Here is an 18,436-nt window from a genome sequence, read left to right as displayed (position 1 = left end):
AAATTAATGCTCAGCCCACTCGACTGAGTTTAGATCAACACCTTCTTGGTACATATCCCAAAGTGGTGATAGAGCACGTAATTTGTCAACAGCTTCATGCATCTGTTTGATAACAGTATCGATGTCTTCATCAGTGGTATAACGGCCGAAGCTGAAACGGATTGAGCTATGTGCCAATTCATCTGGGCGACCGATTGCACGTAGTACATATGATGGCTCAAGCGTTGCTGACGTACAGGCTGAACCTGATGATACAGCTAAGTCTTTAAGTGACATCATGAGTGACTCGCCTTCAACGAAGTTAAAGCTGATGTTTACAATGTTTGGTACGCTATTCTCAAGATCACCGTTTAAGTAAATCTCTTCGATATCTTGTAGACCATCCCAAAGCTTCTGACGTAGTTTGGCTGCATGTGCATGGTCAGCTTCGTAGCTTTCATTAGCTAAAGCAAATGCTGCGCCTAGACCAACGATCTGATGCGTTGGTAGAGTACCTGAACGCATACCGCGCTCATGACCACCGCCATGTTGCTCAGCTTTCAAGCGAATACGTGGCTTACGACGAACAAACAATGCGCCGATACCTTTAGGGCCGTATGCTTTATGACCTGAGAAGCTCATCAAATCAATTTTCATTTCTTCAAGATTGATTTTTACTTTACCAACAGACTGTGCGCCATCAACATGGAAAACTACGCCAGCTTCGCGAGTGATTTCACCAATCGCTGCAACATCAGTAATAGTACCAAGCTCATTGTTTACCATCATAAGTGATACTAAAATCGTATCATCACGTAGTGCTTCTTTTACTTGCTCTGGCAGGATAAGGCCTGTGCTTGGCTGTGGTTCAAGATATGTAATCTCAAAACCTTCTTGCTCAAGCTCACGGCAGGTATCTAATACAGCTTTGTGTTCAATTTTACTGGTAATGATATGTTTGCCACGAGACTGATAAAAATGTGCTGCACCTTTAATGGCTAGGTTGTCAGACTCAGTCGCACCAGAAGTAAAGACGATTTCGCGTGGATCAGCGTTGATTACTTCAGCAACTTGACCGCGAGCAGTTTCTACTGCTTCTTCCGCTTGCCAGCCGTAACCATGTGAGCGTGAAGCTGGGTTACCAAAGACACCATCTACAGTCAAATACTCGCTCATTTTAGCAGCTACTGATTTAGCAACTGGGGTAGTGGCGGCATAATCTAAGTATATAAGGTTGTTATGTTGGCTCATGCTGGGTTTGCCTCGCTGTTCGATAGAGTAATAGTATTAATGTCTTTTATGGAAATATCTTTTGTAGAGGTGTGCTGACGCTCTGAGACGGACTGCACATTTTCCATATCTAATAATTGCGCTAATGTTATATTTTTCAAGTACTGTTCGATATGATTTGATAGTGCACACCACAGATCGTGAGTTAGGCACATTGTACCACCTTGACAGTCACCGCGTCCTTCACACTGCATCGCGTTTACTGACTCATCAACCGCAGATATGATGCTCATCACATCTATCTCATTCAATGGTTTAGCTAGGTGGTAACCACCTGCCGCACCGCGAATACTCGTGACAAGGCCGCGTTTGCGGAGTTTAGAAAATAACTGTTCAAGATACGAGATTGAAATCGATTGCCGTTTGGCGATATCGGATAATGATACAGCACTGTCTTGTTGGCTGGTCTGTAATGCCAAATCTAATAATGCGGTAACAGCGTATCTGCCCCGAGTAGTCAAACGCATGTGTTATCTCCAAACTTGATGTCATTTATGTTTAACAACGATCTTAGCCAGAAGTTTTAATAAGTACTCATAAGATAAAAGAGCAACCAATAATACGTCAGCTAAGTTTTGTCTTATCGTTATTGAACAACAGATGATTAACCCGATGTGTGCAACGATTAAGGTAATTATACTTAATCCCGAGTAATTTAGTCAAGATTAAAGTGTGGTTCAATGGTTAATCAAGCTTATTGCTGTAATTGATAAAAACAATGATGTTTAGAAGAGATATATGAGTGAGATATAAGCAGCTTAATTCGTCTGCTCAGATATATTTGACGAAGTAAAAAATAAGCGTTCAATATCTATAGCAGACATTGAACGCTTATTTATAGGTAATTCAGAGAACTAAGACTAATTCATCAATAGTGCGATGACTGAGCCGATCATAATGACAAGGGCGACAACAGTGACAATCATCAACGTCTTTTGCTTGCTCTGAAGCTCTCTCACGGTTGTTTCAAATTCACGGTTTTTAATGGTCAAGGTATTAATCTGTGTTTGCTGTTCTTTAATACGAAGTTTATAGTTATTCTTTTTTTCTTCCAAATCAGCTTCGGTAGGTTTGGTTTTGGCTTTACCACCCTTTATCTTTTTGATCAGCCCCTGAATCAAGCTGCCAAGCCCAAGTTGCATAATAAACTGTTTGACCAGTTGCACTTGAATCGACTCACCGCGCATCTGTAGCTTTTCAGTGGTTTCGCTATCATGAGTGGTGATGGCGTTGATAACTTGAATGCTATAAGCATTGATAACCACGTCAGGCGCACTACGACCAATCGGCAGCTGAGCATCTAGTAACACGCCTTTGGTACTAAAGGTGGCAAATACTTCTACATGCGGTAAATACAGGCGAAGTGCCACCACGGTGCCTTGCTTAGCAAGTGGATAAGCGGCCTTACGCAGTTCAGGATCCAAACGTAACAGTAATGTCAGCGCCGACTCGATAAATACTAAAATGATATTAAGAAAAGAGTGAGACAACGTAGAACGCTTCATGTAAGTAATCCGTTTTTTATTTAGCAAGTTTTAGATATTGAGCAAACAGAAGTCTGTATTTGCCCAAGTCTTGCAGTGATATTTTGCTTATAGTAACGTCTTTATAATAAAAAGTAACGCTAGTTTCTGTAGTGGCTAAACTATTACATTACAATTTAGCAGTCAATAAAGACACTCTTATTTATGACCAGTAATATACAAACTTAATGTATAGCAATGCACAGACGGCAATTGACAAATCTGTCAAAGCGTAGAAAATAGGAAAGCCAATCGTCTCAGTTATACAGAGCCACTTATATATAAATTCCTAACGCTTTGCGTAACATTAGGTGTCAAATACGTAGTGTAGAGCACAAAAATATGTAAAATCGCTTGCGCTCCTTATGCTGCCTTGATATAAAGACGATAACAAAGAAGAACCTGTTAATGCGCCAGTTAGGTAGTTTTTATTGCGTAAGCACCATGAGAGCGTTACAATACTTGGCGTGAGCATTTATTACCCCCTTAAACTTGAAGGAAATTTTATGAATAAGTCAGAATTAATTGATAGCATCGCAGACAAAAGTGGTCTAAATAAAACCCAAGCTGGTGATGCACTAAACGCTGTTATGGAAAGTGTTGGCGAAGCGCTAGAAGCTGGCGATAGCATCTCATTAGTTGGCTTTGGTACTTTCAGTGTAAAAGATCGCAAAGCACGCACTGGTCGTAACCCTAAGACTGGCGAAGAGCTAAGCATTCCAGCAAGCAAAGTACCAAGCTTCAAAGCTGGTAAAAACTTAAAAGAGCGCTTGAACTAAGCCGCCTTTTTAAGCGTAAAATGATAGTCGGTGGTCTATAGCTGAGGTAATGAGCTAGCCATCGAAGAGAGCACCTAATATTTAGGTGCTTTTTTTATCGCTATAGTTTGTATCATGCGTCGTGAATATTTTGAGTCTGCATGAAAAATCACGTATCATAGGGCGCGCGATAGGTGTGTCATTTAAGTCAGATTTCTTTAGTAAATTTTGTTTTTTACTATAAAATGCATACGCTCTTACTCTTACCATTGCGAGCTTAGATAGCACTGATGTTGGCAGGTTGCACTTAACAGCTCCTAACAGTATTACAATGGTTTTTCATCAATATAGGTTAATAAAGCAGAGATAACTATGGATAAATTGCGCGATTTCTTAAAAAGCTGGCCAGGTCGCATTTTATTGATTTTATGCCTATCGCCGCTCGCTCTCTTGGGTGTCGAAAGCTATTTTGGCGGCAACGTCGATCCCAACCAGATTGCGCAGGTAGGTGAGGCAAGCGTAGGACTGTCCGAGTATCAAACTGCTGTCAATAGCCGTCGTTCTGAAGTGCTAGAGCAAGTCGAAGATGCCAGCTTATTGAATGAAGATGTGCTTCATGAGCAAGTATTAAAGGGTTTAATCGATCGTACGTTGTTAGAGCAGCAAGCAGGTAAGCTTGGTATGACAGTCTCTGACGACACGATCAATCGCCTACTGCGTCAAGAAGAAATATTCCAAGATGCAGAAGGTAACTTTTCAAATGATCAGTTCTCAAACTTCTTGCGTCAGCGCGGCATGACCAAAAACCAGCTATTTGCAGAATTTCGCAATCAGTTAAGCTTGGATCAATTAAACGCCAGTATCGTTGGGACGGCTGTCTATCCTATGCAAGCGGTTAGTCAATTGATTGACTTGCAACTTGAGTCGCGTAACGTTTGGGTACATCGCTTTAATTGGCAAGACTATGCTGACAAAGTTAAGCTTAGTAAAGCAGACATTCAATCATATTATGATGCTAACAAAGACACATTGAAAAGTGCAGCGATGGTTGACTTGGCGTATATTCAGCTCAGCCCGCAAACTATTAAGGTTGATGAAGTAACCACAGAAGAGTTGCAGCAGCAGTATGACGCTTATAAGCAAAGCATTGCGGCTACTGATGAGCGTAAAGTCAGTCAGATTCTGTTTACTGGTAAAGATGCTAAAACAAGAGCAGATAAAGTCAAAGCTCGTCTGAATAAAGGTGAAACGTTTGCTGCGCTTGCTAAAGCAGAGTCAGATGATCCATCAGGTGAAACAGGTGGTGATATCGGACGCTTTAATCCGTCAGTGTTTGGCAGTGATGCAGATACGGTGCAAAAGGCACTAGAAGGGTTGAGCGTTGGTGATGTGACTGCACCTATCAAAACCAGCTTTGGCTATCAGATATTTACGGTTACTGAAGACAATGGCAAAAAAATTCCAAGCCTAGACAGTATGCGTGAAGAGCTGACTGCGAAAGCAAAAGAGTATAAACGTCAGGAAATCTATGCTGATAAAGTGACATCAATCAATGATTTGGCAGCAGATGGTTTCAGTATCGAAGATATTGCACAGCAAGAAAACGTCAGTCTAAAGCGTATCAAAGATTATCGTAAAGTGAATAACAAGTCTGCACTGCCGCAACCAGCTGTGATTAAACAGGCCTTTGATGAGTTTACTATTCAAGATCAAGCGGTAACGGCAGGCGTGGAAGTTGGTAACGGTACAGTATGGCTACAGCCAAGCAATTATCGCCCTACTAAGACGCTTGCTCTAGCAAATGCAACCCCAAGGATCACTCAAATACTCCGTCAGCAGAAAGCGACAGCATTAGCTTTAAAAGATGCTAAAGCATTGGCTGCTGGTATCAAGACGCCAGCTGATATTAGTAAGCAGTCGGTAAGCTTCCAAGCACTGGGTGAAATTAACCGTCAAACGACGCAGCTAACGGACAAAGAGCGTGGATTGGCATTTAGCCAGCAAGCCGCTGACAATGGCGTTGTCGCGATTGCTAGCGAGACTGAGATGGGTGCAACGCTACTGGTTGGAGACCGTATTAAGACTGAGCAGCAGTCACCGCTGTCTGATATGCAACGAGCGCAAACAGCTAGTATTATCCGTGACAATTTAGGCCAAGACCAGTTGCAAGACTATTTGGACTATCTACGTATGGTGTACACGGTTGAGATTAATGAAAGCAATATGGCAAATGCACAAGGACGCTAAGTATTTGCTAGTTCGTTATTCTTAGATATTAAAAAAGCCACTGTCTCAATTGATACAGTGGCTTTTTTTTGGATGATGCTTTAACGATAATTATCACGAATATTATAGAAGCTGAAAATTAGTCGCAGTAATAAATACAATTGCTGCGACTAATCCCAGTCTTAAACTAATAGGTGATTGTTTAATGACGGAAATGGCGCATGCCTGTGAATACCATCGCGATACCATGCTCGTTAGCAGCAGCAATGGTCTCGTCATCACGCATAGAGCCACCTGGCTGAATGATAGCAGAGATACCTACTTCAGCAGCATTGTCGATGCCATCACGGAAAGGGAAGAACGCATCTGATGCCATAACAGCACCTTCAGTTGCTAGTCCAGCATGTTCTGCTTTGATAGCAGCAATACGTGCTGAGTTAACGCGGCTCATTTGACCTGCGCCAACACCGATAGTACGTTGACCTTTTGCGTAGACAATGGCATTAGATTTGACGTATTTTGCCACGTTCCAGCTGAAGAGTAGATCTGCCACTTGCGCTTCAGTTGGTTGTACATCAGTGACGATTTTTAGGTCGTTAGCAGTGATTAAACCAAGGTCTTGCTCTTGTACTAGTAAGCCGCCGTTAACACGCTTATAGTCAAGTTGGATATCGCGCTGATCTGGTGCTGGTAGCTCGCCGCATACCAATACGCGTACGTTTTTCTTAGTAGCTGTCGCTTCAAGGACACCGTCTTCGATACTAGGTGCAATAATCACTTCTACAAACTGATTGTCGATAATGGCTTTTGCCGCAGCAAGCGTCAACGGACGGTTGAATGCGATAATACCACCAAAAGACGATTCAGGATCGGTGCTAAAAGCAGTACGATAAGCCGCTACTTGGTCATTATCAACCGCGACACCGCAAGGGTTGGCATGCTTAACGATAACGCAAGCAGGCGCGCTGAAAGCTTTAACGCACTCAAGCGCAGCATCGGTATCTGCGATATTGTTATAAGACAATGCTTTGCCTTGTAACTGCTTAGCTGTCGCGATTGAAGCTTGTTTACTTTTTAAAGGCTGGTTTTCAGTATAGAAAGCCGCGTTTTGATGCGGGTTTTCGCCATAGCGTAGGTCTTGTGCTTTTTCAAGCTGTACATTGAATGTACGTGGGAAGTTTTCTGGCTCTTGAGTTTCGTTGACACGGCTACCTAAGAAGTTGGCAATCATACCATCGTATTGTGCAGTATGCTCAAACGCCTTTACTGCCAAATCATAACGTAAAGCAGTCGTCAGTTCGGTGCGACCGTCTAAGGCGTTAAGTACACGGTCATAATCAGCTGGATCAGTTATGATACCTACATGAGCGTGGTTTTTTGCTGCTGAACGCACCATGGTAGGGCCGCCAATATCGATGTTTTCGATAGCGTCGTTCATAGTCACGTCAGCACGTGCAATCGTTTCAGCAAACGGATATAAGTTCACGACGACTAAGTCGATACGTTCAATCGCATGATCACTCATAACTGCATCATCTGTGCCACGGCGACCTAGGATGCCACCGTGAATCTTAGGATGCAGCGTTTTGACACGGCCATCCATCATTTCAGGAAAGCCTGTGTAATCTGATACTTCAGTCACGTCGACATTGTTTTCTGTGAGCAGACGATAAGTACCGCCAGTAGATAATAAACCAAAACCTGCTTTGAGAAGGCCTTGAGCAAACTCGACGATATTAGACTTATCGGAGACCGATAGTAGGGCAAGTGGGGTTGTACTCATAAGAAATTTTCCATAAAAAAAGCCTGACGTAAACGTCTGGCAAGGTGATGATGACAACGGTATGCCGTATCATGATAGATAAAGCGACGAACGTTTGATTGCCATACATAATGATAGTCAATGATGATGGGTAAGCTCATATAACAATGCTACATTAAATCATAGTTCTTCATTTTTTTGCGCAAAGTGCCTCGATTTAGGCCTAATATCTGAGCACATTTGGTTTGGTTGCCTCTTGTTTTTTCTAGGACGACAGATAAGAGAGGCTCTTCGACTTGCTTTAAAATCAATTCATATAAATCAGTGGGCATCTCATCTCCTAACATCGCAAAGTACTGACGTACCACACGCTCTACATGAACTCGTAGAGGTTGCTGCGCACTACTTGTATAGTTTTGACTAGCAAAATCAAAGCCGTGCGTAGGTGGTTGGTATTCGTCTTTATTATAATCGGCAGGGTGCTCAGAGCTTTTAGCAAAATGATTGGCATTATGCTGTGCATGAGGTGCCATAAAATAATATCCTTGAGATGAAGAAAAATTCTGATTATAAGGGGTCAGAACCATAGTATATCAAATTAATATCGCCTAGCGCTGATAGATTCATCGTTATCTTGGCTATCACGGTTTAATTGAAAGTGAATTTACGGTGTGTTTTCTACTCACGCTTATTTATATATGACACCCCAATCTAATAAAGAGCGGTCATAGTAATGTCGCGAATTTGCGCATTAGCCACAGGAATAGTAAACAATAGCTGTCTATCTGTATTGGCAGCTAACTGATTTTGCTTGCCTAATAAATAATCGTTTGGATCCGCAATGAACTCTCCAATAATCTCGTCTCTACCGTAAACGCTTATTTTAACATTTGGGTATAATTGTGCCTGCGGGCTGCCATTACTTAGAGTAGCGCCTATATCACTAAATGTACCAGCAGTTTTAATCTGACTGCTTCTATGAAAGGTATTGTTGATGGTAAGCGCTGATAAGTCTGCACTGGGCAAGCTGCAGGCAGCGACAGAGCAGATCGATTGGAGACGCTGAGCATAGGCTGGGTTTTTGACTAAATTTTCTAAGTTAAAAATAACATACTGAGCCGCGAGTAGCAGTGCTAAGACCAAACAACCTAATATCCATAATAATGATGCAATTGAACGTGTCGTTTGGGTTGGTGCAAACGGTAGCTGTGTTTTTCTTAAACGTTCGTCGGCAGTAGGCTCTTCATCTTTAACGGGTACTCCCATATCAGATAGAAGCTGTGATAAGTCTGTGTCATCTGGCGGTGTTTCTTCGTCTTGATTTTGTTCTTCTAATAGTTTTTGTAGCCATGAATTGTTATCAGTACTCTCAACATTGGCATGAATATCATTGGCCGCTGCCGAGCTGAGCATGTTCTGTGTTGATGCTGATATTGTACTAGTAAATGGTTTCTTTGTTGATGAATTAGAGCTTTTGATAGTTTCTTTAGAAAGGGGCGCTTCTGGTTTTTCTGTGGTAGCTACGCTAGGACTGGTATTACTGGCTTGAGTTAACCATGCATCCATGCTATCTAAAGAGTCATACTCTTGAACGTTTTCTTCTGGATCGTCTATATCCATATCATCATAGATTAAGTCGTCATGAATCAAAGTATCAGATGGCTTTTTCTTACTGATTGAAGATGTAGGGCGATTTGACACATTTTGAAGTTTATGCTGATTACTACTAGTAGACGTTTTTTGCTCGTTTGATATTGGTTGAGTTTGAGCTTTTTGTTGAGCAGGAATATTTTTTTGTGGTGTTGGTTTTTGAATAACCTCAGAATTTACCACAAGATGCTTATTGACCAAAAAACTTTGCTGGCACCGATCACAGCTGATGGTAGCATTGACTTGATTTAGTTGAGTTTGTTTAACGCTATAGCAAGCTTGGCAATGGGGGCATTGGGTTTTTATTGGCGTGGTCATAGAGGCGAATCCAAAAAAGTATGGTTATCAATACCGCTTAGCCACTCACCAATAGCTGCCCACAATACTCATTTTACTTATTTAATTTCGATGAATTATGGGCAAAGACAGAGTGGCGTCAAACACATAACATTTGACTGTCCTCTATCGTAACAGATGTAATTAAATGTTGCTAGCTGGTAAATGTACCTGATAAACGCTGCCAATGTTGGTCTTCTTGCGCAGTAAAAGCATGCTTAGGATCGAGTGCAAAATATGGCTGATAAGCTTCAGTGACTTGCTCGGTTTGTGACTCAATCAAACCTGCCAATACGATACGGCCCTTTGGCGCAATCAGTGTTGCAAAGTAAGGTGCTAAACCAATAAGCGGCTTCGCTAAAATATTGGCAACGATCACTTCTACAGGCAAAACGTCAAGTTGCGAGCAGTAATCTGTAAATTCTTCTGGCAAAAATGCCTGCAAACGGTCGCCTACATTGTTGCGTACCGCATTCTGATTGGTAGCAAGTACCGCCTGTGGGTCAATATCGACTGCATATACCTGGCGTGCACCCAATAGTAAAGCAGCGATCCCTAGAATACCTGAGCCACAACCATAATCGATAACCACTTTGTCTGTTAGGTCTTGCTCTGTTAGCCAGTCTAGGCACAGGCGAGTCGTAGCATGATAGCCAGTACCAAATGCCAAGCCTGGATCCATAATGATATTAGTGGCTTTAGGGTTAGGCGGCGTTAGCCAGTCAGGTACAATCCATAAGTCATTAGCGCATTCGATAGGATGATAGTTGCTCATCCACTCGCGTTCCCAGTCCTTATCATCAACAGCCGTTAGCCAAATACGAGTAGCCTGTACTTGTGCAGCAATTTCATGACTTAATTGCTCAACCGCTTGACGACTACCCGCATCAGTAGTCGCATCAAATAGCCCTGTTAGTATCACCTCATCCCAAAGCGGTGATTCACCTGGAAGTGGCTCAAACAGAGGTTGATCGCCAGCATCGTCTAAAGCTATTGATAATGCGCCTGCTTCTAACAAAAGCGCTTCAGCCAAGTCGACGTTTGATTTTTCGCATTGTAAATGCAGTTGTTGCCATGCCATAAAAATAACCTTAAGCGGAAATAAAAATAAGTGTAGGTGTTAGGGGCTGCCCTAGATAAATCTACATACAATGAAATGAATGATGTATATAGATGTTTTAACCAATAAATCTAAGAGGTACAAATACTCAGTTATTAGCGCAAGGCTTGTTTTGCTTCATTGACCACGCGTGAGTTACTCTGAGCTTGTCCTGATTGCAATATAACTTGCCATAGTGCTCGTCTACGACTGCTATCTTGAGAGACACTAAGACCACGACGTGCCATCGCTTCTGCCTTACGAGGCTGGTTCTTTTTTAACGCTACTTGTGCCAAATAGAAGTATACCGCCGATGACTTGGGCGCCAGACGCTGCGCGCGGGTAAAGCTGCTCTCGGCATTGGTTAGATTGCCCGCTTTCAACTGACTGATACCTACTTGCATCAAATTGCGAAATGCAGGTAGATTACCATTGTTGCTGGCAGATTGTTGAGTACGTTGCTGCGAGTTTCTTCTAGCGTGCTCAAGTAGCTCGTTATGCGACGGTACTGATGGTTCAGAGATTATATAGTCATTACGAGAAGGCGCAATGATAATAGGGTCAGGCTGCGTCACTTCTGGTGCAGGAGGCGTAAATACAGGGGTCTCTTGCGTTAACGGATTTGGTGTTTCGGACTGTTCAACTGCATCGTAAGGCTCGGTTGGATAGTTGCTTTGATCATTTGCTTCCGTGACAGGCGCTTGAGCAGTTGTCGTTGATGGCACGGTCGGTTGTGACGTTGGTAATGTTTGAACAGGCGTTGTTTGCACTGTGGTCGATGTGCTAGGTGCTGTTTGACAAGCACTTAGGCTTAATATACCAACGATCGTGCTGCCTGCAAGTAAGGTATTGCTTGACGTAATTTTATTACGCCATAGCACTATGGTTTGTTTTACTGAAGTAGTTGTCCGTAAAGATGACACCATCATGTTAAAACCTTTTTTAAATATTAAAAGCTAAATACCAAAAACACTATTAGAGTTATTTAACAGCTAGTGCCATTCAACAGCTAGAACCATTCAACAGCGCGGTCATACCAAGTATCAGCACGGTCTTCATCACCTTCACTTTGCTCGCTGCTACCTTCTGCACCATCAGACTCAACAGCTTCACCATTTGGAATTTCTAAACCTTCGCGGCGACGTTGTTGATTGATATCACCTTGCTGATTTTGGAACTGTGTCTGTTCACGAGCGCGATCTTGCTGATACAGGCTCAGCGCACAATTGCTAGCTTCTTCTGGTAGGTGAGCTGACATTACTGGCAGGTAGCGAGCGTTGGCACAGCGTTCATTAGACAGTTTGCCTGAGTTGTTTTCTAACCATAACCACTCGATACCTTCTGGCTCTGGTAGAGCAACTGGAGTCAGTTTTAGGCGTTTCATATAATCTACCCAAACTGGTAAGGCGCCAGTACCACCACTCAAACCAATCGGTTTATTATCATCACGGCCAACCCAAACAACACTTACATAGTTGCCACTATAGCCTGCAAACCAAGCATCGCGGTAGTCGTTTGTCGTACCTGTTTTTCCTGCTAGGTTTAAATTGCTGCCGAGCGATTGTGCACGTCTGGCTGTACCATTTGAGACGACTTGCTGTAATGCATAGTTGGTCAAAAAGTTGGTCTCAGGTGGAATACTGCGCTGAGTATTAAGCCCAGTACGCTGTAAGATACGGCCGCGATCATCAATAACGGTACGAATACTATGAATAGGAGTGCGGAAACCACCAGTGGCAAATACTTGGTAAATACCAAGCATATCCATCGGACTCAAATTAACTGAGCCTAATAGTGCTGATGGGTAAGGTGGGATTTTTTCTTTGATACCCATGCGCTGTAATTGCTTAGCAAAGGTATTAACGCCGAACTCCATACCTAAGCGTACTGCTGCTTGGTTGTAGGATTGAGACAATGCCGTGGTAAATGGTACATAGCCATGATCACGGTTGTCGTAGTTTTTAGGGTTCCAGTCAGTACCGTCGTTTAGATTGACCGTAATAGGGGAGTCATCTACTGAACTGGCCAAGTTATAACGACCGCTCTCAAGCGCAGTCATATAAATGATAGGCTTCAGCAATGAGCCAACTTGGCGTTTGGCATCGACCGCGCGGTTAAACCCTGTAAATTCACTACCACTACCCACGACAGACACTAGCTCGCCAGTCTCAGGATTGGCACTCACTAACGCGCCTTGTAAATCCTTAGTTTTGCTACTATTACGGCGTAGCTCACCAAGTTTTCTATCAACGGCTTTGTCTGCAGCCAATTGAGCGATAGGGTCTAGAGTACTGATAATAATCAGACCTTCGTTCTTGAGGTCGTCAGAATAATAGACGGTATTTAGCTCACGTTTGACAATATCTAAGAAGTCAGGGAACTGACTTTTGCCTTCAGCAGGCTTATCCACGATGCCAAGTGGTTGCTTTAAGGCTTTGTCATAGTCTTCTTGGCTCAATGTGCCCATGGTCAGCATGTTGTTAAGCACTACGTCACGGCGTGCTTTTGAGTCGTTTGGATTACGACGTGGGTTGTAGATACTTGGGCCTTTTGCCATACCAACTAGCATCGCTTGCTGATCTAAGCGCAGCTCATTAAGTGGTTTGTCAAAATAAAACTGTGATGCCAGACCAAAACCATTGATAGAGCGATTGCCATTTTGACCCAGATAAATCTCATTCAAATAGGTCTGTAAAATTTCATCTTTGCTGTAATGCAGCTCAAGTAGCACGGCCATCAATGCTTCGTTGGCTTTGCGTTTGATAGTGCGATCTGAATTGAGGTAGAAGTTTTTGATCAGCTGCTGAGTGATGGTCGAGCCACCTTGTCTAGCACCACCAGTAAAGTTATTGATTACGGCACGGGCGATACCACGTACCGATACCCCTTTGTGCTCATAAAACGCGCGATCTTCGGTAGCGATAAGGGCATCAATTAACGGCTGAGGCACTTCGTCCAAAGACACAACCATCCGATCTTCATTGCTGTCGGGATAGATACCACCGATATTGACAGGCTCTAGACGAATGATACCGCTTTTGGCAGGCAGAGTACTCTGGATAGATTCTACTTTATTGCCAGAAATCGTCATTTTGATGACTTGCTCAGCATCTTTATCATTAGCACTATACGTAAAGCCGCGTGTGTGAATAAAGTAAGTATTACCTGTTCGGTGATAGGTACCTGTGCGGTCATAAGCTTTGTTGCTTTGATAATTAAGCAACTCTAGCCATGTCTTCATTGTATCTCTATCGACATTGGCGCCTTGATACAGCTCAAGCGGCTGCGAATACACTTTGGCTGGAATGTCCCAGCGCTTACCCTCAAACTTATGAGTAATGGTGCGATCAAGTTTGATCAAATACAGCGCCAACAGCACCATGCCTGCGATGATGATAATTAATAGCAGACTACTAAAGACCAAGCCGCGCTGCTGTGAAGGTAGCGTGCGCATAGCAGACTTAGATGACGCTGATAACTTGGTATTTGGTAACTTGTAATTAGGTTTTTGCACGGATGTCGCACCATTTTTGGATAAAAAACTGCCTCATAATGACGCAAATTGACAAATTTTTCAATCTATCATCGTCAACGCAGGCATTTATTGGTCGTAGGCCATGAGCGATGGTACTGCTCATAGCGATAGCTTATAGTATAATCCCTATTAAAATACCGATACTTGTAATAAAGCGTCAGTCACTTTCAATCTGGTAGATAAACGCCATATAAGATAACAATTTACGATTGCCCTCACGATGTATTTTGTATGAATTCGCTGTTGCTAATTGTTTGCTATTAGCCGTTTGTTATGAATACTATGCTACTAGCGGTAGTGATATTTATGTGATTAAAAACGGCTCTATGGCATGACGTACAGTACAGTCAATACGAGCAAGTTTGCTTTAAATGAATGCATTTTAAGCAAGCCTGTCAAAGGAAGTAAGCGCGACTATGTCTAGTATCCCATCATCAGTATTATCTGCTACCAATCATTCTTATGAAGACACTTCTATCATCGAAGGCTTAGTGCTCCCGCTGGCTGATCACTGTTTCCACTGCGGCGACCCCGTACCTCAGCCACCCTTTTATGCTGAGATATTAGGTCAGTCACGAGAGATGTGTTGTATGGGCTGTCAGTTAGCTGCCCAAAGTATTGTAGAGTCTGGTCTTGAGCAATACTATCTTGACCGTTCAGAGATTAACCGTACGGCAAGTTTGCCAACTCAGCTGACGCGTCTCGAAGTCTATGATCATGACGAGATAAAATCGCAATTCGTTTACGCGCAAGATGGCATGTCAGTAGCAGAGCTGTCTGTTAATAACTTACGCTGTGCTGCCTGTACTTGGCTGATTGAGTCGCGTCTCGATGAGCTAGAGGGTATTGGTAAGTGTCAGGTAAATTTGACCAACCAACGTATGCGGGTCATTTGGGATGAGAACAAATTACCCATCAGTCGCATTTTAGCGGTCATCAACGAAATCGGCTATGAAGCCAAGCCTTATCGGCAAGATACTCACGAAGCCATGCTGGCACGTCATAACAACCAAATGCTGTTGCGTCTCGGCATCGCTGCACTAGGTTCGATGCAAGCGATGATGTATGCCGTTGCGCTTTATTTTGGTGAGTATAGCGACATGTTGATATTCCAACGTGACTTTTTGCGTTGGGTGTCTTTATTTGTGAGCACCCCTGTATTTTTCTATGCTGGCATTCCTTTTTTTACCTCTGCATGGTCAGCAATTCGTGCGCGCCAAGTCAATATGGATGTACCCGTCAGTCTTGCGTTGATTATTACTTTCTTCGCCAGTCTTTACGCTACCATCACTGGGCAAGGGGAGACATACTATGACTCGGTCAGTATGTTTATTTTCTTTTTGCTGGCAGGACGTTATATCGAGCATAACGCACGTCTAAAAGCCGCAACTATGGCTAATGATTTGGTCGTAGTTGAACCAGTATTGGTACAAAAAGTCGCTGAAGACAAAGCCGCTGCCGAGCGTATGTTACAACTGCTGAAAGAAAATGAATATCAACAAATTAAAGCTATCGAAGGTAATGCTCAAAAGGGTTCGAGTGTGGCGGCTGAAGTCATGCCTGATTTTATGCAGCGTATGGACGCCAATGTTCATAAGCTCACATCGCGTATCGCTCAAGACTGGCAGCAGTCACGCAACCAACCGAATACGCAATCACAGCCCGAAGGCGATATAGAGTCAAAGCAAATGGTCACCGCTCATAGTTTACAAGTGGGTGACATCATCTTGGTTGAGGTAGGTTCAGAGATTATCAGTGATGGTATCTTGCTAAGTTCTACTGCAACGGTGTCACAAAGTCTACTGACTGGCGAAGGTGATTTAATCATCAAATCCCAAGGCGATTATATTGTCGGCGGTGCACAAAACGATAGCCAGCCGTTTGAGATGCTAGTCACAGCATTGCCAAAAGACAGCCAGATAGGTTTAATTGATCGATTGATAAATCGCGCCATGAGCGAAAAACCTAAATTGGCGCAGCAAGCAGATAAGCTGGCACGTTGGTTTGTCGCGCGTATTTTGGTGCTGTCAGTCTTGGTATTTGTCGGTTGGTATCTCGTTGATCCAAGCCAAGCGATTTGGGCAACCGTGGCAGTCTTAGTAGCTACTTGTCCATGTGCTCTGTCGTTGGCGACGCCGATTGCCTTGACTGTCTCAACCAACCGTCTGGCAAGCTATGGTTTTTTGACGACGCGTGGACACACACTACAAACGCTGGCTGAAATCACGCATGTTGCTTTTGATAAGACGGGCACGCTGACTTATGGTAAGCCGAATTTATTAAATATTGAGTTAATCACACCAAAAAGCCAGACCGAAATTGACGATTTATCATTAACAGCGCAAAAAGATACGCTGTTGGCCATTGCAGCTACATTAGAAGTGGGGAGTCGTCATCCAATTGCCCATGCGTTACTGACGGCGGCCTATCAGTTACATCTACCATCGACGCAAGCCGTACAGCATTATCCAGCAGGCGGTGTAGAAGCAATGATTGATGGCACTGTATATCGAATCGGTCACAAGGACTTTGCGTTAGACAGAACAGATAATAGCGCCAATGATATAGATGCTAGTAATGATTTAACCATCGATCTAGTAGCGCAGCGAGCCAGCTCAGCAGTGGTATTGTCTTGTCAAAATACTGATAGCAAAACATGGCAGGCGCTGGCATGCTTTTATTTCAATGACAAGGTACGTGATAGTGCGCAGTCGATGCTCGATACGCTCAAAGGACTAGGTATCGAGTCTGTTATGTTGACAGGTGACCCAAGCCCGCAAGCGCTAGTGATGGCTGAGAGTTTAGGTATGCAAGCAGCGTACAACGGATTATCACCAACTGATAAGGTCAATCATATTCAGCAGCTGCAAGCTAACGGTGCTGTGGTACTGATGGTAGGTGATGGTATCAACGATGCACCAGTGCTAGCAGCGGCAGATGTGTCGACCTCGATTGCAGGTGCGGCAGACTTAGCACAAGTATCTAGTGATAGTATTATCTTAAACGGACAAATCGAGGCTATCACTGCAGCCAAACGTATCTCTGATAAGACGGAACGTGTTATTAAGCAAAACTTCCGCTGGGCGCTCGCTTATAATAGTATCGTCCTGATACCAGCGGCTTTAGGCTATGTGCCACCATGGCTTGCTGCAATTGGTATGTCGCTCAGTTCGCTATTTGTCGTATTAAATGCATTACGCCTAAAACGTGCTTAGCCTCTTTAAAAAGCATTTAATGTAAACAGGTCTGTAAAGTTTGCCCATAAAAAAACCGCCTTGCATCAAATGGAAGGCGGTTTTTTCTATACAGAGATACTGTTAGGTCGCTCTTAAAATTAGTCTTGTAGATAGCTTAGCAGACGCATAAATTCGATATACATCCAGACTAGGGTTGCAAGAATACCAATACTGAACAGCCATTCGTAATCTTCAGAAACACCCATCGCAACACCGCGATCAATATTATCGAAATCTAATAGTAGAGTGAAAGAAGCGATAACGATGACAAATAAGCTAAAGCCAATAGCGATAGCGCCACCTTCAAATAGGAACGGCAATGATGAGCCAAACGCTAGAGAAAGTACCCACTGTGCGACATAGACAAGCATAATGGCAATAACCGCTGAGGTCACGATAGAACGGAACTTTTCAGTAACCTTAACTAAACCTGAACGATATAGACCCAGCATAACCGCAGCTGTGACGAAAGTTGCACACATTGCAGTAACTGGTACCGTTGGATACATTCTCATGAAAAATAATGAGATACCGCCCAAAAATATACCTTCTAACAGTGCGTAAGGCACAGCCAAAGTCTTGGCTTTCTGCGGCTTGAAGGTAATAAAAAGCGCCAGAACAAACGCAGCAATCATGCTACCAAAGGCTGCCATCGTAATAAAACCTTGCGATAAACCTGCCATAAGCGCATAAAAGAAAAAGCCCACACCAGTAATGGCTGATAAACCAAGTAACAAGCTGGTCTTTTGAATTACGCCCTTGACCGTCATTGGATTACCGCCGATCGCAAGTTCTGCGCGACTGACAATAGGATTGGCCATACATAAGTCCTTAATAATAAAATATAAAAATAGTAATGTTAGTTACTTTAGCAAAACCGCCATTATTGTCAACTGTGTTTGCGTGACAACTGCTGCGGTGCAACCTCAGGCTGCTCATTGTCTAGCGCATCGGGCTACTGTATCGCTCAATACGCTAATTGGAAAACTGAACAGATAGATTCGGCTAAGTAAAACATTCGATAGCTTTTATATGGGGTCAG

The 18,436-nt window shown here is 43.2% G+C and carries 13 protein-coding genes; 3 read left to right on the top strand and 10 right to left on the bottom strand.

From position 1 onward, the window contains the following. Positions 1-3 precede the first annotated feature (3 nt). From ACTXGF_RS23170 to ACTXGF_RS23160, 3 genes are all read right to left on the bottom strand, one after another. Positions 4-1,230 (bottom strand): IscS subfamily cysteine desulfurase, encoded by a 1,227-nt coding sequence (locus ACTXGF_RS23170; protein WP_057759220.1) that lies wholly within the window; start codon positions 1,228-1,230, stop codon positions 4-6. After that, a complete protein-coding gene (locus ACTXGF_RS23165; protein WP_057759222.1) occupies positions 1,227-1,736 on the bottom strand; it encodes an Rrf2 family transcriptional regulator in 510 nt (169 codons plus the stop codon). Before ACTXGF_RS23165 ends, ACTXGF_RS23170 begins: the two co-directional genes overlap by 4 nt. 393 nt (positions 1,737-2,129) lie before the next feature. Continuing rightward, positions 2,130-2,774: a hypothetical protein gene (locus ACTXGF_RS23160; protein WP_443532523.1), complete on the bottom strand. Its 645-nt coding sequence runs from the start codon at positions 2,772-2,774 to the stop codon at positions 2,130-2,132. 524 nt (positions 2,775-3,298) lie between these two features. Here ACTXGF_RS23160 and ACTXGF_RS23155 point away from each other — a divergent pair. Beyond that, positions 3,299-3,571 (top strand): HU family DNA-binding protein, encoded by a 273-nt coding sequence (locus tag ACTXGF_RS23155; RefSeq protein ID WP_045445077.1) that lies wholly within the window; start codon positions 3,299-3,301, stop codon positions 3,569-3,571. A 351-nt stretch (positions 3,572-3,922) separates the two neighbouring features. Continuing rightward, positions 3,923-5,797, top strand: a complete 1,875-nt coding sequence (locus tag ACTXGF_RS23150) for a SurA N-terminal domain-containing protein (RefSeq protein WP_443532524.1) — start codon at positions 3,923-3,925, stop codon at positions 5,795-5,797. A gap of 181 nt (positions 5,798-5,978) precedes the next feature. On the opposite strand, the gene purH is transcribed toward ACTXGF_RS23150, so the two are convergent. The 6 genes from purH to mrcB form a co-directional block, all read right to left on the bottom strand. Continuing rightward, positions 5,979-7,559, bottom strand: coding sequence for a bifunctional phosphoribosylaminoimidazolecarboxamide formyltransferase/IMP cyclohydrolase (gene purH / locus ACTXGF_RS23145; protein WP_443532526.1), 1,581 nt, complete (start codon positions 7,557-7,559; stop codon positions 5,979-5,981). Between the two features lie 149 nt (positions 7,560-7,708). Next, complete coding sequence (fis, locus tag ACTXGF_RS23140; protein ID WP_443532528.1) at positions 7,709-8,071, bottom strand: DNA-binding transcriptional regulator Fis; 363 nt, start codon at positions 8,069-8,071, stop codon at positions 7,709-7,711. A gap of 178 nt (positions 8,072-8,249) precedes the next feature. Continuing rightward, positions 8,250-9,506: an MJ0042-type zinc finger domain-containing protein gene (locus ACTXGF_RS23135; protein WP_443532530.1), complete on the bottom strand. Its 1,257-nt coding sequence runs from the start codon at positions 9,504-9,506 to the stop codon at positions 8,250-8,252. 172 nt (positions 9,507-9,678) lie between these two features. Then, positions 9,679-10,605 (bottom strand): 50S ribosomal protein L11 methyltransferase, encoded by a 927-nt coding sequence (gene prmA / locus ACTXGF_RS23130; protein WP_443532532.1) that lies wholly within the window; start codon positions 10,603-10,605, stop codon positions 9,679-9,681. Between the two features lie 134 nt (positions 10,606-10,739). Then, entirely contained in the window at positions 10,740-11,552 is an 813-nt protein-coding gene (locus ACTXGF_RS23125) for a tetratricopeptide repeat protein (protein WP_443532533.1), read from the bottom strand. An 80-nt stretch (positions 11,553-11,632) separates the two neighbouring features. Then, positions 11,633-14,137, bottom strand: a complete 2,505-nt coding sequence (gene mrcB / locus ACTXGF_RS23120) for a penicillin-binding protein 1B (protein ID WP_443532535.1) — start codon at positions 14,135-14,137, stop codon at positions 11,633-11,635. A gap of 437 nt (positions 14,138-14,574) precedes the next feature. On the opposite strand from mrcB, the gene ACTXGF_RS23115 reads away from it, so the two are divergent. Then, a complete protein-coding gene (locus tag ACTXGF_RS23115; RefSeq protein ID WP_443532537.1) occupies positions 14,575-17,373 on the top strand; it encodes a heavy metal translocating P-type ATPase in 2,799 nt (932 codons plus the stop codon). A gap of 119 nt (positions 17,374-17,492) precedes the next feature. Here the strand turns inward: ACTXGF_RS23115 and ACTXGF_RS23110 are convergent, their stop codons facing one another. Continuing rightward, positions 17,493-18,215 (bottom strand): Bax inhibitor-1/YccA family protein, encoded by a 723-nt coding sequence (locus ACTXGF_RS23110; protein WP_057759239.1) that lies wholly within the window; start codon positions 18,213-18,215, stop codon positions 17,493-17,495. Positions 18,216-18,436 lie beyond the last annotated feature (221 nt).

The organism is Psychrobacter sp. 1Y6, assembly GCF_052258385.2.
Lineage (GTDB): Bacteria > Pseudomonadota > Gammaproteobacteria > Pseudomonadales > Moraxellaceae > Psychrobacter.
Note: the sequence above shows the minus strand (reverse complement) of the source record. Positions and strands in the feature narration are given on the sequence as shown.

What these genes read in the sequence shown, in the direction of transcription:
- ACTXGF_RS23170 (WP_057759220.1), bottom strand. Translation starts at nt 1,230, where the DNA reads ATGAGCCAACATAACAACCTTATATACTTAGATTATGCCGCCACTACC.
- ACTXGF_RS23165 (WP_057759222.1), bottom strand. Translation starts at nt 1,736, where the DNA reads ATGCGTTTGACTACTCGGGGCAGATACGCTGTTACCGCATTATTAGAT.
- ACTXGF_RS23160 (WP_443532523.1), bottom strand. Translation starts at nt 2,774, where the DNA reads ATGAAGCGTTCTACGTTGTCTCACTCTTTTCTTAATATCATTTTAGTA.
- ACTXGF_RS23155 (WP_045445077.1), top strand. Translation starts at nt 3,299, where the DNA reads ATGAATAAGTCAGAATTAATTGATAGCATCGCAGACAAAAGTGGTCTA.
- ACTXGF_RS23150 (WP_443532524.1), top strand. Translation starts at nt 3,923, where the DNA reads ATGGATAAATTGCGCGATTTCTTAAAAAGCTGGCCAGGTCGCATTTTA.
- purH (WP_443532526.1), bottom strand. Translation starts at nt 7,559, where the DNA reads ATGAGTACAACCCCACTTGCCCTACTATCGGTCTCCGATAAGTCTAAT.
- fis (WP_443532528.1), bottom strand. Translation starts at nt 8,071, where the DNA reads ATGGCACCTCATGCACAGCATAATGCCAATCATTTTGCTAAAAGCTCT.
- ACTXGF_RS23135 (WP_443532530.1), bottom strand. Translation starts at nt 9,506, where the DNA reads ATGACCACGCCAATAAAAACCCAATGCCCCCATTGCCAAGCTTGCTAT.
- prmA (WP_443532532.1), bottom strand. Translation starts at nt 10,605, where the DNA reads ATGGCATGGCAACAACTGCATTTACAATGCGAAAAATCAAACGTCGAC.
- ACTXGF_RS23125 (WP_443532533.1), bottom strand. Translation starts at nt 11,552, where the DNA reads ATGATGGTGTCATCTTTACGGACAACTACTTCAGTAAAACAAACCATA.
- ACTXGF_RS23115 (WP_443532537.1), top strand. Translation starts at nt 14,575, where the DNA reads ATGTCTAGTATCCCATCATCAGTATTATCTGCTACCAATCATTCTTAT.
- ACTXGF_RS23110 (WP_057759239.1), bottom strand. Translation starts at nt 18,215, where the DNA reads ATGGCCAATCCTATTGTCAGTCGCGCAGAACTTGCGATCGGCGGTAAT.